Genomic DNA, 14,638 nt, shown 5'->3' with positions numbered 1-14,638 from the left:
TCACGCGGCGCCCGGGTGAGGCGTCCGGCACAATCGCGCCCATGTCCAGCGGCCGGGTCGACGCTGCCCACTCGCACGACCACCCCGGGCAGCACGGCCACCAGACCCACGGCCACCACCCCCACGACCACCGCGAGAGCTCGCCCTACATCGAGCTCGACCGCAGCGCCTGGGCGGCTCTGGCCAGCGAGGTGGACGACGACCCGCTGACCGAGGGCGAGATCAGGGCCCTGCGCGGTCTGGGCGAGCAGCTGGACCTGCAGGAGGTGCGCGAGGTCTACCTCCCGCTCAGCCGCCTGCTCAGCCTGTACGTCGAGTCCGCGGGTCGCCTGCACCGCGACCAGGAGTCGTTCCTCCACCAGAGCACGCCGCCGCGCACGCCGTTCGTCATCGGCCTGGCCGGCTCCGTGGCGGTGGGCAAGTCGACCACGGCCCGCGTGCTGCAGCAGATGCTCGCCCACTGGCCCGAGCACCCCAACGTCGCGCTGGTCACCACGGACGGCTTCCTCTACCCCAACGCCGAGCTGCAGCGGCGCGGCCTGCTGCAGCGCAAGGGGTTCCCGGAGTCCTACGACCGCCGGGCGCTGCTGCGCTTCGTGGTCGACATCAAGTCCGGCAAGGACGAGGTCGAGGCGCCGGTCTACGACCACCTGACCTACGACGTCGTGCCTGACGAGAAGGTGCGCGTCGAGCACCCCGACATCGTCATCATCGAGGGCCTCAACGTGCTGCAGCCCGCGCGGACCCGCGAGGACGGGCGCACCGGCCTCGCGGTCAGCGACTTCTTCGACTTCTCGGTCTTCGTCGACGCCGGCACCAGCCACATCCGCGACTGGTACGTCTCGCGGTTCCTGCGGCTGCGCGAGACGGCGTTCCGCGACCCGCAGTCCTACTTCGCGCGCTACGCCTCGCTCTCGCGCGAGGAGGCCGTCGACGAGGCGGTGCGGATCTGGGACTCCATCAACGGCCCCAACCTCACCCAGAACGTCCTGCCCACCCGCTCGCGCGCCAACCTCGTGCTGCGCAAGGACCGCGACCACTCGGTGCGCTACGTCCGGCTCCGCAAGCTGTGACGGAGCGCTCGTGACGATCTGAGCGTTCCGGCCCGCGCAGGGCGCCCAGACGGGACGATGGCAGGTGTGTCCGGGCACCTCCACCACCCACCGGTCCGTGAGCCCGGGCCGCGGCACCCGCACTGGCTGGGCAGGCGGCTGCTGACCGTCGCGGTGGTGCTCGCGGTCGTGGGGACCGCCGCCGTGGCCACCGTGCGCCACTTCCAGGCCGGTCCGTTCGTGGACCCGCAGAGCGTCAACCAGCTCGAGCGGCACTCGCAGTTCAACGGCGACGACCCGGGCCTGGTCGCGGCGTCCAAGCAGGCCGCCGCCGACGGTGACACGAAGGCCAGCCAGGTGCTCGAGCGCATCGACGGTGTCGCCACCGGCCTGTGGCTGACCCCCGAGCGCTACCCGACCCCGGCCGACGTCCGCGCCTACGTCGTCTCGGTGGTCGCCGACGCCGACCCGGCCGGCACCGTGCCCGTCTTCGTGGTCTACGGCATCCCCGACCGCGACTGCACGGGCCAGCTCTCCGCCGGCGGCCTGAGCGCCGACGCCTACCTGCCGTGGGTGGACGCGATCGCCGACTCGGTGGCCCGCGCCGACCAGGCCGTCGTCGTGCTCGAGCCCGACGCCCTGCCGAGCGCCATCCAGTGCAACGTCGTCGACCAGCGCGTGCAGCTGATGGCCTCGGCCGTCGACGCGCTGCGCGACGCGGGCGTGACGACGTACGTCGACGCCGGTCACTCCGACTGGGTGTCGCCCGACCAGCTGGCACCGCTGCTCGAGCGGGTCGGCGTCGGCTCGGTGCGGGGCTTCACCACCAACGTCTCCAACTACCAGCCGACCTCCGCCGAGACGGCGTACGCCGAGCAGCTGAGCGGGCTGCTCGACGGAGCGCACTACCTCATCGACACCGGTCGCAACGGCGCGGGTGCCGGCGCGGTGACCGACTGGTGCAACCCGTCCGGCCAGGCGCTCGGCCGTGAGCCGGGCTATCTCGACGACGGCAGCGCGCTCGACGCCTACGTGTGGATCAAACCCGTCGGCGAGAGCGACGGCACCTGCAACGGCGGCCCGGCCGCCGGACAGCTGTGGGTCCAGCGGGCCGTCGAGCTGGCCGAGGCGGCGGGCTGGTGAACGGGCCGGTGAACACGTCGCCGAACGCCACCGCGCGTCGGCCAAAAGGCCTCCGGTGCCCCGCCCCGACACCTAGGCTGGAGCAGTGAGCGAGACGCGCGTAGCCGTGGTGATCGAGGACGACGTCGACGCCCGCGAACTGACCCAGCTCGTGCTGACGCAGTCCGGCTTCACGGTGCACACGGCCGCCGACGGGCCGAGCGGGATCGAGGCCGTGCGCCGCTACGAGCCGATCCTCACCACCCTCGACGTGCAGATGCCCGGGATGGACGGCTTCGCCGTCGCCAAGCAGCTGCGGGCCTTCTCGCTCACCTACCTGATCATGATCACGTCCATGGACTCCGAGATCGACCTGATCCAGGGGTTCGAGGCCGGCGCCGACGACTACCTCGTCAAGCCGTTCCGCCCCCGCGAGCTGCGGGCCCGTGCCGACTCGATGCTGCGCCGTCCGCGCGACCGCGCCGGGGTGCCCGACTCGGCGCCGGTCGAGCTCTCCTGGGCCGCCCAGCTCGCCCAGGAGATCACCCAGCACCCGCTGATGCCGCTGCCGACCGAGACTCCGCTCGGCAAGCGCGCAGCGCCCGTGCCGGTCGACTCCACCCCGACGGCGCCACAGCCGTCGTACGCCCCGCCCGTCCCGGTGTCGACTCCGCAGCCGACCCCCCAGCCCACCGCCCAGCCCACCGCCCAGCCCGAGCCCGAGCCCGCCGCTCAGCCGGCGCCGCGTCCCGCGCCGCAGCCCACCGTGGTGCCGACACTCGCCGAGCCGGCGGTCGCGACCGCCCCCACCGACCCGATCCCGGGCGGAGTGCTCACCCTCGGTGACATCACCCTCGACAGCACGACCGGTCGCGCGACCTACCAGGGCCAGCTGCTCGACCTGACGAGCGCGGAGTTCGACCTGCTCAGCACGCTGATGCGCACCGGCCGTCGGGTGCGCAGCAAGGCCGACCTGGTGCTCGCGCTCCGCGGGCACAGCACGTCGACGCACTTCGTCAACGAGGCCGACAAGCGCACCGTCGACCACCACGTCGCGGCGCTCAAGCTCAAGCTCCGAGACGAGGGACGGCTCATCGAGACCGTCCGCGGCGTCGGCTACCGCCTCGCGGGCTGACGTACGCCACGGCCCGACCCGCACCACACAGCAGAGCCCGGCACCTCCCGCGGGAGGTGCCGGGCTCTGCTCGTGCTGGCGGTCGTGCTGGCGGTCGTGCTGGTGCGGTGTCAGTTGGCGTTGACCGGGATCGACTGCGCCTGGGTGGGCGACTCCGAGGCGAAGATGGCGATCGGCACGTCCTGGACGACCTTGCCCTTCGTGAACCGACCGGAGCCGGCCTTCGTCTCGATGGCGACCACCGCGGTGAAGGTGAGCGTCAGACCGACGGTGTCGGCCGAGACGTCACCGATCTCCTGGTTGCGCAGCTCGAAGGCACCCTTGGGCGAGGTGATGAGCATGCCCTGCGCCGTGGTGACCGGCTGCGGGTCGAAGGTGATCTTGGCGGCCTTCGCGTTCAGCTTGTACGGCGACTGCGTGGCGCCGCCCGCGCTCGTGGTGGTCGCCGAGCGCACGGCGATCCGGCTGAGGTAGACCTTGCGCTTGGTCGCGAACGGGTCGCGCAGGTCGCGGTCGAGGTCGTAGGCCTGGAGCGTGAAGGAGAAGTACTTCCCGCCCGACGGGTACCACTCGTTGGTCCGCGGCGTCGACTTCGTCGGGTAGAGCGTGTACACGAAGTCGACACCCGGCGCGGTCGCGAGCTGGATGTGGGACTGGAACGTGCCGTCGCGGGTGAACTGCGAGTCGAACGTCGGCGCGGCGGAGGTCGCCGCCGACGGAGCCGGCGCGGGGTCGCCACCCTCGCCGTCGTCGAGCAGGCCGCACCCGGCCCCGGTGAGGACGAGCGCGGTCGCGACGGCCGTGGCGGCCAGGCGCCGACCCCGTCGTAGGGTCGAGCGAGGGCGGTCGAGCGGTGTGTGCGTGCGGCTCATGCCTTGTACCCCCGGTAGCGGCGCAGGCTCTTGAGAGCCATCCACGCCGTCTGGATCACCGTCAGCGCACCGAGGACCGGCCAGCAGGCCGCCAGGATGTCCGACTGCAGGTTGATGGGCAGCTGGACCCAGATGGCCGCGGCTGCGATGAAGAAGACGATGAGGCTCAGGAACGGGTAGAGGTACGCCGAGCCCTTGCCGCGCTCGGCCTTCGCCTGCGCCGCCCAGTTGTCGGTCTGGGCGCGGCTGAAGAACTTCAGCCACGCGCGCACGAAGTGCCCCATCCGGATCCACATGTAGAGCTCGGCCGGGAACATCAGCAGGGCGAAGAGGTAGTCGCGCCGGTTGGCGAAGGCCATCGACCGCGCGACCCGCAGGTTCAGCAGGACGGCGACCGCCGGTGGGATCAGCCACCAGGCGCGGAAGACGAACGCCGAGATCGACAGCGAGGCGCAGAGCAGCATGATGAACATCAGCCGGGTCGCGATGTTGAGCACCATCGAGAGGTGCTCGAACCACCGCAGCCGCAGGTTGGGGTGGAACGGTTGCCCTCGCGTGTCGCCGCGCTGGCCGGGCCACATCAGGTCGATGGCGCCGTAGTTCCACTTCACCTGCTGGCCGTCGAGGCCGCGCAGCGTGGTCATGCCGCCGACGTGGGCGTAGGCCCGCGCGCTGATCTTGGTGAGGTAGCCGGCGCTCTTGATCTGCAGCGAGAGCAGGGAGTCCTCCACCTCGCTGTCGTTGACCCAGGGCGTCCGCTGGTGGGTCTCGGCGATGACCTGCTTGAGCGCGCGCGTCGAGAAGATGGAGAACTGCCCGCCGAGGACGGCCATGTTGCGACCCTTGAGCAGGTTCTGCATGTTGAACGCCGAGAACTGAGCGCGCTGGCCCGCGATGAGGAACTTCGCCATCACCCCGTCGAGCGCACTGTCGTCGATCGAGTAGATCGCCGAGATGCCGCCGATGCGGTCGTCGCTGGCGATCTCCTCGACCAGCGCCTCGAGCGCGTTGGGCTCCGGGGTCGTGTCGCCGTCGACCCCCAGCAGGAAGTCCATGTCCTTGACGAGCGAGTAGCCGTAGTTGAGCGCCCCGACCTTCTTGTCGGGGTTCTTGCCGATGTCGTGGACGTAGACGACGGTGCTCTGCGGCCCGTGGATGGTCATCCGGGTGTGCGGACCGGCGTAGTGGCCGGCGACCTCCACCGAGTCGTCGGTGGAGTTGTTGACGATGACGTGGATGACGTCGGGCATCCGGGTCTGCATCAGCAGCGAGTCGAGGACCCCGGCGATGGTCTCGGCCTCGTTGTAGGCCGGGATGATGCACCCGATCGTCGGGCGTCGCTTCATCGTCGTGCCGCCCAGCTCGGGCGTCGGCTCGGGCTCGTCGGCATCGGGGACGCGCACGACGTAGGCGTCGCGGGGCAGCGTCGAAGGGGCGGACGCTCCCCCGTCCGGCCACGTGTCGAGCGTGTCGGACCTCGTCCCGTCGTAGGTCACGGCACCAGTCTGAGAGGTGCCGCTGCCCTTGGCAGGGCTTTGGCGAAACCTCGTCCGGTCGGCCAGGTGCGGTCGCTCACAGGGTGCCTGCGCGACTGGCGAAGACTCAGCAGCCGGCGTCGAGGCGGGGCAGCGCGATCGGGCCGAGCGTCGTCGTGGTGCCGGCCGTGACGGCCACACCGCCCACTGTCACGGCGCCGAAGCGGCAGTAGCCGCTCGACTGGAGGTACGGCGGGTTCACGCCGCCCGGCTGGGCCACCACGCTGAGCCCGGAGCCGCTGGGCAGCGCCCCACCCACGCGGAAGGTGCCGTCGGAGGCCGTGGTGGTCTGGGCCAGCTGCGCCCCCGTGCCGTCGTACAGCGTGACCGTGACGGGGCTCAGCGTCCGGCCGGGGTCGCTACCGTCGACGACGGAGCCGCCGACCGCGCCGCCGCGCTCGGTCAGTCGGGCGGTGCCGAAGCTGGCCCGACCAGCCTTCACCCGCCCCGTCACCGGCACGGTCGCGCCGAGGTAGTCACCGGCGTAGGGCAGCACGAGGTCGTAGGAGCCGGGGAAGAGCCCGCGGAAGGTGACGGTGCCGCCGGAGGCCTTCTCGGTCCAGAACTGGCCGGTCTTGCGGCTCACCGCGGTGACGAAGGCGGTGCCGGGGTAGGGGCTGGTCCCGGCGTACAGGTCGACGACGAAGCGGCCCGCCCGCACCGGGAGGTCGATGCGCACCGGGCGGTAGCGACCGGCCTTGAGGCGCGGGAGGAAGGAGGACTTGCCGACCCACGTCTTGCGGCGGTCGTAGGTGAAGACCGAGTAGTCGCCGGGCGGCAGCCCGCCGAGGGCGAAGGCGCCGGTCTTGTCGGCTGTGGTCTCGAAGGAGTTGCGGTCGGTGTTGGCCGCGACGATGCGCGCGCCCGGTGCGGGCCTGCCGCGCACCTTCGCGGTCCCACCGATCGAGGCTCCGGTGCGCATGCGCACGTTCTTCAGCGCCGTGGCGCCGTCGGTGACCGTGACCGTGACGTCGCTCGGGGAGTACTTGTCGGTGTCGTAGGCCGGACGCTGGTCGGTGAACTGCAGCCGGTAGGTGCCCGCCGGCAGCTCGATCGAGTAGGCGCCGCCCTTGAACTTCGTGGCGCCGAGGTAGGTCCAGTCCGTGGTGAACCAGGTGACCTGCATCTTCGGCGTCGTCCCCGGGCCGACGACCGTGCCGCGCACCCGCCCGGAGGCCGCGGCCGCCGGCCCCGCGACGAGGGCCGGGGCGAGCAGCCCGAGCAGAGCCGCGACCACGACGAGGAGACCCCAGGGACGACGAGCACGCATGGCTCCGAGCCTAGGGACTCGGCCCTCCGCGCACCGGCGTATCGGCGTACTCGACGCGGGAGGGCCGCCACCCCGGTGGTCGAGGAGGTCGCCGTCCCGGTGGTCGAGGTCGTGCAACGACCGTCTCGAGACCACGTCACCGCAGCAGTGGTTTCGAGACAGGACTCCGTCCTTCCTCAACCACCGTTGTCGATGGTCGAGGAGGTCGTGCAACGACCGTTTCGAAACCACCTCCGCGGAGCCCAGCCCTCAGTACGTGAGGATCTTGCCGTCGACCGCCTCGGCGATCTCGGGCGTGACCTCCTCGATGCCGTGGTCGGCGCGGGCGTGCGCGGCGACCTGCTGCATCAGCTCGTCCTTGCTGCTGGACTCGAACCGCATCGCGCAGCCGGGCATCACGTCTCCACAGGCGAGCGTGAACGTCATGGTGTCTCCAAGGGGGGTGGGGGTGGGGACGGGTCGGGGGTGGTGCGGACCGGCACGCGGACCCAGAGCGCGGCGCGGTGGTCGTCCTGCTCGAGACCGACGGAGCCGCCGTGGGCGACGCTGAGGGCGCGAGCGAGGTAGAGGCCCAGTGTGACCCCGGTGCCGTCGTCGTTGGCGTCGAACGGCTCGAAGAGGGCTCGCAGGACGTCGGGGTCGATCGGGTCGGCCTCGCGCACGACGCTCACCTCGACCCACGGAGCCACGACAGCGACCTCGACGCGACGCGACCGTGGCGCGGGCGACAGGCCGGCCGCCTCCCACAGGTCTCGTACGACGCGCCGCAGCTTCTCGACGTCGACGACCACCTCCACGTCGCCGCCGCTGACGCAGTCGGGCGGAACGACGCCGTCGAGCAGCTCACGAGCGGTGAGCAGCTCGGCGTCGATGGTCAGGCGGCCGAGGGAGGCCGCGGCCATCAGCTCCACGTCGCGCGAGCGCTCGGCGAGCCGGTCGAGGGCCTGGTCGAGACGACGCATCGAGTGCGCGACCTGGGCGGGCGGCACGTGCCCCTCGCTCAGCATGGTGACCCACCCCCGAGCCACCGTGAGCGGCGAGCGGACCTCGTGGGCGAAGGCCGCGAGGAACCGGTCGCGTTGCCGGGCGCTGTCGTCGGAGGGCCGGTTGGTCACCTGGGCGGTGCCGGCGCGGACGAAGTCGCGGACCCAGCGCCCGAGGACGTCGGGGTCGACCTGCGACGCTCGAGCGGCTTCGTCGAGGGAGGCCCCGCCGAGCACGGCGAGGACGGCGGCGACACGGGGGTCCTCGGCCGCGTCGTGCGGCGTCGTCGCCGCCTGATGGCCCCCTTCCACCGCCACGACGCTACCGGGGCCGGAGCCCCGTCGTGGGCGGACGCGGAACTTGTGCACACGCGTCCACCCGGGCGGGTGGAGCAGCGCTCCATCGAGGGTCAGGGGGCCCTTTCCGTGAGGTCAGGGCCATCCTTCCCTCAGGTCAGGGCGAGCCTTTCGCGGACCACCGTGGCCAGCCGGTCGGCGACCTCGCGGGCGGTCTCGTCGGTCGGCGCCTCGACCATGACCCGCACGAGCGGCTCGGTGCCGGACGGGCGCAGCAGGACGCGCCCCTCCCCCGCCAGCGCAGCGACCTCGCGGTCGACGGCGGCGGTGAGCTCGGCGTCGTCGGTGCGGTCCTTGTCGACGCCGGCGACGTTGACCAGCACCTGCGGCAGGCGGGTGACCACGGAGGCGAGGCTGCGCAGGTCCTGTCCGGTCTGCACCATGCGCTGCAGCAGGTGCAGGCCGGTGAGCAGGCCGTCGCCGGTGGTGGCGTGACGGCTCATGATGACGTGGCCGGACTGCTCACCGCCCAGCGTCCAGCCGCCGGTGCGCATCGCCTCGAGGACGTAGCGGTCCCCGACGGCGGTCTGCACGACCTTCAGCCCGGCGCGCTCCACGGCCTGGACGAAGCCGAGGTTGCTCATCACGGTGGCGACGACGGTGTCGTCGGCGAGCTCGCCCCGCTCGGCCAGGGCGATGGCGAGCACCGCGAGGATCTGGTCGCCGTCGACGTCGTGGCCGAGGTGGTCGACGGCGAGACAGCGGTCGGCGTCGCCGTCGAGGGCGAGCCCTGCGTCGGCCCCGTGCTCGACGACGGCGGCGCGCAGCGGGCCGAGGTGGGTCGAGCCGAAGCCGTCGTTGATGTTCAGCCCGTCGGGCTCGGCGCCGATCACCACGACCTCGGCGCCGGCCGCGCGCAGGGCGGCGGGAGCGGCCTCGGTGGCCGCGCCGTGGGCGCAGTCGACGACGACCTTCAGCCCACTGAGCGAGCCGGGCCCCGCCTCCAGGGTGGCGAGCAGGTGCTCGACGTACTCCTCGACGGGACGTTCGTAGGGCCGGACCCGGCCCACGTCGGCGCCGGTCGGTCGCTCCCACTCGCCGCCGAGCAGGTCCTCGATCTCCGCCTCGAGGGCGTCGTCGAGCTTGACCCCGCCGCGGGCGAGGAACTTGATGCCGTTGTCGGGCATCGGGTTGTGCGAGGCGCTGATGACGACGCCGAGGTCGGCGTCGAGCGCCTGGGTGAGGAAGGCGACGCCGGGCGTGGGGAGGACCCTCAGCCGCAGGACGTCGACGCCGGCGGCGGCGAGACCCGCCACCACCGCGTGCTCGAGGAACTGCCCCGAGATCCGCGGGTCTCGACCGACGACCGCGAGCGGACGCTCGCGGGTGCGGTCGTAGGCCCCGTGGGAGACGATGACGCGCGCCGCCGCCACCGACAGGTCCAGGGCCAGCTCCGCCGTGATGACACGGTTGGCCAGACCCCGGACCCCGTCGGTGCCGAAGACGCGCGGCATCGTTCTGCTGCTGTTCGCCGCTGCGATCAGCGCTTGCTGTACTGCGGAGCCTTGCGGGCCTTCTTGAGACCGGCCTTCTTGCGCTCGATGACGCGGGCGTCACGCGTGAGCAGCCCGGCCTTCTTGAGCGAGGGGCGGTTGGCCTCGACGTCGATGGCGTTGAGGCAGCGGGCCACGCCGAGGCGCAAGGCGCCGGCCTGACCGGTGATGCCACCACCGTGGATGCGGGCGATCACGTCGAAGCGGCCCTCGAGCTGCAGCTCGGCGAACGGCTCGTTGACGACCTGCTGGTGCAGCTTGTTGGGGAAGTAGGAGTCCAGGGTGCGGCCGTTGATGGTCCACACGCCGGTGCCCGGCACGATGCGCACGCGGGCGACGGCCTCCTTGCGGCGACCGGTGGCCGCGGCGGGAGCGATGGTCGCCGGACGCGCGGGGCTGTCGGCCGACGGGGAGCTCTCGGAGCTGTAGGCGATGCCCTGCTCGTCGGCGACGTAGGTCTCCTCGCCCTCGGTCTGCGAGTCCTCGGAAATCTGGGAAGTCACTGTTGTTCCTCTGCTGGCTCTGGGTCGACGACTACTGGGAGATCTGGGTGATCTCGAAGGGGGTGGCCTGCTGGGCCTGGTGCGGGTGCGTGGGACCCGTGTAGACCTTCAGCTTCTTCAGGATCTGCCGACCCAGCTTGTTCTTGGGCAGCATCCCCCACACGGCGTTCTCGATGACCTTGCGAGCGTCCTTCTCGAGGAGCTGGCCCACGGGGATCGAGCTGAGGCCGCCCGGGTAGCCGGAGTGGCGGTAGACCATCTTGGTGGTCTTCTTGTCGCCAGCGAGGGCGACCTTCTCGGCGTTGACGACGATGACGAAGTCACCAGTGTCGACGTGCGGCGCGTAGATCGGCTTGTGCTTGCCGCGCAGCAGGGTCGCGGCCTGCACCGCGAGACGGCCGAGGACGATGTCCTCTGCGTCGATCACGTGCCAGGCGCGCGTGATGTCGCCAGGCTTGGGGCTGTAGGTGCGCACGAGGGTTCTCTCTCGTTCGTCGGGACCGCCCCGGGGACCCGGGACGGCGGGTGTCACCGCGCCCTCTGACGAACACTGCCCGGCTCGGGATCGTCCGGGTCTGCACGGACCGTCGTGCGACGGCATCCGCGCGGCAGGGGGCGCGACGTTCCAGGGTAGGTGGCGGCGCGCGAGAGGGTCAAAACGACCGGGGCGACGACGGGGGCCGAGGTCCGAGCGGTCCCGTCGTACGGCACCCGGTGTCGGGCTCTCAGGCTAGCCGTCTAGGTTGGGAGCGTGACCCAGCAGTCAGCAGAGACCCTGACCGTCCGGGACAACCGGACCGGCAAGGAGTACGACGTACCCATCACCGACGGCACGATCAAGGCCGCGGACCTCGGTCAGATCAAGGCGGGTGACGACGCACCCGGCCTCGCCGTCTACGACCCCGGCTTCGTCAACACCGCCTCGTGCCGCAGTGCCGTCACCTACATCGACGGCGACAAGGGCATCCTCGAGTACCGCGGCTACCCGATCGAGCAGCTGGCGGAGAAGTCGAACTTCCTCGAGGTGGCGTACCTGCTGGTGCACGGCGCGCTGCCGACCAAGGCGGAGTACGACGCCTGGGTGCACGAGATCACCTTCCACACGTTCGTGCACGAGAACGTCAAGGAGTTCATGCAGGGCTTCCGCTACGACGCGCACCCCATGGGGATGCTGATGGCGTCGGTCGGGGCCCTGTCGACGTTCTACCCCGACGCACGCAACATCTCCGACTCCGAGAACCGGCACATGCAGATCGTCCGCATGATCGCCAAGATGCCGACGCTGGGCGCCTGGTCCTTCCGCCACGCGCAGGGCAAGCCGTGGGTCTACCCCGACAACGAGCTGTCCTACACCGCCAACTTCCTCTCGATGCTGTTCAAGATGAGCGAGCAGAAGTTCGACGCCGACGAGCGCCTGGTCAAGGCCCTCGACGTGCTGTTCATCCTGCACGCCGACCACGAGCAGAACGCCTCGACCAACGCCGTGCGCAGCGTGGGCTCGACCCAGGTCGACCCCTACTCCGCGGTCGCCGCCGGCGTCGGCGCGCTCTTCGGCCCGCTGCACGGCGGCGCCAACGAGGCCGTGCTGCGCATGCTGAAGCGGATCGGGTCGAAGGAGAACATCCCCGACTTCATCAAGGGCGTGAAGGACGGCAACGAGCGCCTGATGGGCTTCGGCCACCGCGTCTACAAGAACTACGACCCGCGGGCCAAGATCATCAAGAAGTCCGCCGAGGACGTCTTCGAGGTCACCGGCACCAACCCGCTGCTCGACATCGCGCTGGAGCTGGAGAAGATCGCGCTCGAGGACGAGTACTTCGTCAAGCGCAAGCTCTACCCCAACGTCGACTTCTACTCCGGCCTGATCTACGAGGCCTTCCAGTTCCCGCCGGAGATGTTCACCGTCCTGTTCGCGATCGGCCGCACCCCGGGCTGGCTGGCCCAGTGGCTCGAGCTGGTCCAGGACAAGGAGCAGAAGATCGCCCGCCCCAAGCAGATCTACACGGGCGACCGCACCCTCGACTTCGTCCCCGCCTCCGAGCGCTGGGCCTGAGACCGTCCTGGGTTGAGACCGTTGTCTGGGAGTTTCACCGGGTACCCGGTGGAACTCACGCTCCCCGCACGAAACTTCGTGCGGGGAGTTCCAGTTTCACCGGGTACCCGGTGAAACTGGCGGCGGGTCCGGCCACACCCCGGGGCGTGGTCTGGGACCTCGGCAACGTCCTCATCGACTGGCAGCCGGGGCGGGCGGTCGCCACGGGGGTCGGCGAGGACGAGGCGGCGCGGTTCCTCGCCGCCGACGACTTCGACTTCATGGCGTGGAACCACGTCCAGGACGCCGGCGGCACCTGGGCCGACGCGCTCGCGGCGGTGGCCGAGAGCCACCCGCACTGGCGCGACCACGCGGCGGCGTACCACCGTCACTTCGTCGACTCGCTGGTCGGCGAGGTCCCCGGCAGCGCCGACCTCGTGCGCGACCTGCGGGCGGCCGGCGTGCCGCAGTGGGGGCTGACCAACTGGTCGGCCGAGCTCTACCCCCACGCCCCCGAGCGGTACGCCGTGCTCGCCGAGCTCGAGGACGTCGTGGTCTCCGGGCGCGAGGGTCTCGCCAAGCCGGACCCGCGCATCTTCGACCTCACGGTCGCGCGGACCGGGCTCCCGGCGTCGGCGCTGGTGTTCGTCGACGACCGCGCCGACAACGTCGAGGCGGCCGTCGCGGCCGGGCTGCAGGGCGTGGTGTTCCGCGACGCTGTGCAGGTCCGCTCTGAGCTGCGGAAGCGCGGCCTGCCCGTCTGACGGTGCGAGGTCAGCCCACCTCGGAGCCGAGCTCGACCTGGAAGGTCTGCTCGTCGCCGTCGCGCAGGACGGTGAACTCCACCGTCTCCCCCGGCTGGTGGGTGCGGATCGAGACGATGAGCGCGATCCCGTCGGTGACGCGGTCACCGTCGACCCCGACGACGACGTCGCCGGCCTCGAGGCCCGCCGCCGCAGCCGGGCTGCCGCTGTTGACCTCCTCGATCTCGGCCCCGTCTCCCCCGGTCTCGCCGGTCTGCACCTGGGCTCCGATGACGGGGTAGCGCGCCTCACCGGTGCGCAGGATCTGGTCGGCGGTCACCTTGACCTGCTCGATCGGGATCGCGAACCCGACGCCGATGTTGCCCGACTCACCGCCGCCGAGACCGCCGCCGGTGGTGGCGATGGCGGAGTTCACGCCGACGACCTGCCCCGCGAGGTTGACCAGCGGGCCTCCGGAGTTGCCGGGGTTAATCGCGGCGTCGGTCTGCACGGCGTTGATGTAGGACGACTCGCTGGCCGAGTCGCCGGTCGTCACCGGTCGGTTGAGGGCACTCACGATGCCCGCGGTGACGGTCGAGGAGAGCCCCAGCGGGGAGCCGATCGCGACGACGTCGTCGCCGACGCGCAGTGCCTGCGACTCCCCCAGGGCGGCGGGACGCAGGTCGCGGGCCTGCTCGGAGTAGAGGACGGCCAGGTCGTAGACCGGGCTGCGGCCGACGACCTCCGCGTCGTAGCGGTTGCCGTCCTGGTCGACGATCTGGATGGGGCCGTCGTCCTCGGCCGCCTGCTGCACGACGTGGTTGTTGGTGACGACGTGACCCTCGGTGTCGAGGACGAACCCGGAGCCCGTCGCCCCGCCGGCCTCGCCGTCGTACTCGGCGGAGATCTGCACCGTGCTCGGGAGCAGCTCCTGAGCGACCGCGGCGACCGACGCGGAGCCCTCGCGGATCGGCGGCGCCGAGCGGGTGGTGTCGGTGGTCAGGCCCCCGCTGCGTCCGCCGGAGCTGCGCGACTGGTCGTAGATCGCGCTGCCGGCGACGCCGCCGCCGAGACCGAGCACGAGCGCGAGGACGGCGACAGCGGGCCAGACCCAGCCACTGGGCCGCGCCCGGGTCGGGCGGGCGCCGGACGGCGACCACGCGGGCGGGCCGACGGGCATCGGGCGGGTGAAGAGCGGGCCGTCGGGCCCGAACGGGCTGCTCGACTGTGCACCGGGCTCGGCGCCTGCCGGCGCGCCGATCGGCGGGCCGCTCGGGGGACCGAAGGTCCCGAGGTCGACGGGCGCAGGCTGCGGCGTCTGCGGCGCGACCGGCTGAGGGGCGACCGGCTCGGGTGCGGGGGGCTCGCTCACGGCCTGCGGCTGGTCGGGGTGCTGGACCCCTGGCGGTGTCCAGGACGGACGCGGCCCCATCGGCTGGATCGGCTGCGTCGGCTCGGTGGGCTCGGCCCGCCGCTCGCCGTACTGCTCGCCGTACTGCTCGCCGTACTGATCGCCGCGGCCGTCGGACGTGTCGCTCACC

The 14,638-nt window shown here is 71.6% G+C and carries 14 protein-coding genes; 5 read left to right on the top strand and 9 right to left on the bottom strand.

The features are described from left to right. Positions 1 to 41: 41 nt before the first annotated feature. The 3 genes from coaA (at position 42) to GRQ65_RS23900 (ending at position 3,309) form a co-directional block, all read left to right on the top strand. Positions 42 to 1,073, top strand: a complete 1,032-nt coding sequence (coaA, locus tag GRQ65_RS07340) for a type I pantothenate kinase (RefSeq protein ID WP_160876756.1) — start codon at positions 42 to 44, stop codon at positions 1,071 to 1,073. 66 nt (positions 1,074 to 1,139) lie between these two features. Then, positions 1,140 to 2,195: a glycoside hydrolase family 6 protein gene (locus GRQ65_RS07335; protein ID WP_160876754.1), complete on the top strand. Its 1,056-nt coding sequence runs from the start codon at positions 1,140 to 1,142 to the stop codon at positions 2,193 to 2,195. Between the two features lie 85 nt (positions 2,196 to 2,280). Beyond that, positions 2,281 to 3,309 (top strand): response regulator, encoded by a 1,029-nt coding sequence (locus GRQ65_RS23900; RefSeq protein WP_160876752.1) that lies wholly within the window; start codon positions 2,281 to 2,283, stop codon positions 3,307 to 3,309. Between the two features lie 110 nt (positions 3,310 to 3,419). Here GRQ65_RS23900 and GRQ65_RS07325 read toward each other — a convergent pair whose 3' ends face one another. From GRQ65_RS07325 to rplM, 8 genes are all read right to left on the bottom strand, one after another. Beyond that, on the bottom strand, positions 3,420 to 4,181 hold the full coding sequence (locus tag GRQ65_RS07325) for a hypothetical protein (protein ID WP_160876750.1): 762 nt from the start codon (positions 4,179 to 4,181) through the stop codon (positions 3,420 to 3,422). Next, positions 4,178 to 5,677: a glycosyltransferase family 2 protein gene (locus GRQ65_RS07320; protein WP_337191550.1), complete on the bottom strand. Its 1,500-nt coding sequence runs from the start codon at positions 5,675 to 5,677 to the stop codon at positions 4,178 to 4,180. Before GRQ65_RS07320 ends, GRQ65_RS07325 begins: the two co-directional genes overlap by 4 nt. Positions 5,678 to 5,783: 106 nt before the next feature. Beyond that, the gene (locus tag GRQ65_RS07315) at positions 5,784 to 6,986 is read right to left on the bottom strand and encodes an MSCRAMM family protein (protein WP_160876748.1); all 1,203 of its coding nucleotides are present in this window, start codon (positions 6,984 to 6,986) and stop codon (positions 5,784 to 5,786) included. Between the two features lie 249 nt (positions 6,987 to 7,235). Beyond that, positions 7,236 to 7,412 (bottom strand): DUF1059 domain-containing protein, encoded by a 177-nt coding sequence (locus GRQ65_RS07310; RefSeq protein WP_160876746.1) that lies wholly within the window; start codon positions 7,410 to 7,412, stop codon positions 7,236 to 7,238. Beyond that, the gene (locus GRQ65_RS07305; protein WP_160876744.1) at positions 7,409 to 8,281 is read right to left on the bottom strand and encodes an ATP-binding protein; all 873 of its coding nucleotides are present in this window, start codon (positions 8,279 to 8,281) and stop codon (positions 7,409 to 7,411) included. Before GRQ65_RS07305 ends, GRQ65_RS07310 begins: the two co-directional genes overlap by 4 nt. Before the next feature lie 137 nt (positions 8,282 to 8,418). Beyond that, positions 8,419 to 9,780 (bottom strand): phosphoglucosamine mutase, encoded by a 1,362-nt coding sequence (gene glmM, locus GRQ65_RS07300; protein ID WP_160876742.1) that lies wholly within the window; start codon positions 9,778 to 9,780, stop codon positions 8,419 to 8,421. Between the two features lie 26 nt (positions 9,781 to 9,806). Then, entirely contained in the window at positions 9,807 to 10,310 is a 504-nt protein-coding gene (gene rpsI / locus GRQ65_RS07295) for a 30S ribosomal protein S9 (RefSeq protein ID WP_160877303.1), read from the bottom strand. A 43-nt stretch (positions 10,311 to 10,353) separates the two neighbouring features. Then, on the bottom strand, positions 10,354 to 10,797 hold the full coding sequence (gene rplM, locus GRQ65_RS07290) for a 50S ribosomal protein L13 (RefSeq protein ID WP_160876740.1): 444 nt from the start codon (positions 10,795 to 10,797) through the stop codon (positions 10,354 to 10,356). A gap of 276 nt (positions 10,798 to 11,073) precedes the next feature. Here rplM and GRQ65_RS07285 point away from each other — a divergent pair, with 276 nt between their 5' ends. After that, positions 11,074 to 12,375 carry a citrate synthase gene (locus GRQ65_RS07285; RefSeq protein ID WP_160876738.1) on the top strand — a complete coding sequence of 434 codons (1,302 nt, stop codon included), beginning with the start codon at positions 11,074 to 11,076 and terminating at the stop codon, positions 12,373 to 12,375. 146 nt (positions 12,376 to 12,521) lie between these two features. Then, entirely contained in the window at positions 12,522 to 13,118 is a 597-nt protein-coding gene (locus GRQ65_RS07280) for an HAD family hydrolase (protein ID WP_337191549.1), read from the top strand. Between the two features lie 10 nt (positions 13,119 to 13,128). Here GRQ65_RS07280 and GRQ65_RS07275 read toward each other — a convergent pair whose 3' ends face one another. Beyond that, a complete protein-coding gene (locus GRQ65_RS07275) occupies positions 13,129 to 14,637 on the bottom strand; it encodes a trypsin-like peptidase domain-containing protein (RefSeq protein ID WP_160876736.1) in 1,509 nt (502 codons plus the stop codon). Between the last annotated feature and the right edge of the window lies 1 nt (position 14,638).

It is taken from the genome of Nocardioides flavescens (assembly GCF_009823805.1).
In the GTDB taxonomy this organism is placed as follows: domain Bacteria; phylum Actinomycetota; class Actinomycetes; order Propionibacteriales; family Nocardioidaceae; genus Nocardioides; species Nocardioides flavescens.
Note: the sequence above shows the minus strand (reverse complement) of the source record. Positions and strands in the feature narration are given on the sequence as shown.